This window comes from Streptomyces milbemycinicus, from assembly GCF_002154605.1.
Lineage (GTDB): Bacteria > Actinomycetota > Actinomycetes > Streptomycetales > Streptomycetaceae > Streptomyces > Streptomyces milbemycinicus.
On record NZ_MUNE01000913.1, the window covers coordinates 1 to 1,026 of the forward strand.

General features: G+C 73.1%; 1 pseudogene. It reads right to left on the reverse strand.

Features of this window, described 5'->3' with window-relative positions:
* Positions 1 to 60: 60 nt before the first annotated feature.
* Positions 61 to 1,026: pseudogene (locus CCN51_RS48790) on the reverse strand (NB-ARC domain-containing protein); the annotation flags it as partial.

Genomic DNA, 1,026 nt, shown 5'->3' on the forward strand with positions numbered 1-1,026 from the left:
GCCGGGGCGGGGACGGGGTGGGCAGGTGAACGCACCGCCCGCGGCCTTTCGGGGCAGGGCTCAGAAGCCCATGAAATGGCGCACCGACGGCGCCGTACGGGTCACCGCCATCTTCTCCAGCGCGTATTCGCGGACCGGTTCGCGGAAGCGATAGCGCCGCCCGCCCGCCGCCCGCTGCTCCGCGACCTCCACCAGTGAGGCGTCGACCAGCCGCATCAGCACCACATCGGCCGTGGTGATGTCGGTGCCCAGCGCCCGGGCGCCCTGCCCGGCGGTGAACAGCCGGTGCGGTATCAGGGCCAGCCGCAGAAAGGCCTCCTGGGTGTTCTCGTCGAGCTTGCGGAAGCAGCTGTCCAGCCGGTCGTACAGGTCGAGCCCCAGCGCCGACAGTTCGGAGAGCCGGTGCTGCCCCTTGGCGGATCGTATCTTCGCCAGTACGCAGGCGATACTGACCGGCCGCAACGCCATCAGCCGCTCGCCGAGGAAGGTGATGGCCAGAGGCAGCCCGTCCGCCAGCCGCACCACATCCGCGACGGCCTCGGGCTCGGCATCCGTCCGCTCCCGTCCGATCAGCCGGGTGAGCAGCTGCCCGCCCTCCGCGGCGGACAGGCAGCCGAGCGCCACGGTCCGCGCCCCGCGCAGCCCGTACAGCAGGGAGCGGGCGGTGATCAGCACGGCGCAGCCGGGGCCGCCCGGGAGCAGCGGTTCGACCTGCTGTGGCGAGTCGGCGTCGTCCAGCATCACTAGCACCCGGCGGTCGGAGCTCCAGGTGCGGAACAGCGCCATCCGCCCGCCCAGTGTGGTGGGGATGTCGCGCGGCGCCACGCCGATCCCCCGCAGGATGTGCTCCATCGCCTCCGCCGCGGTCGCCGGGGTGGGCTGCGATCCGCCCAGCGGTACGTACAGCTGCCCGTCGGGGTAGCGGACGCGGACCGCGTGAGCAAAGTGGACGGCGGTGGCCGTCTTGCCGACACCCGGCATGCCGACGAGCGCCACCACCGGCAGGCCGGTGGTGGCGCCGTGGGC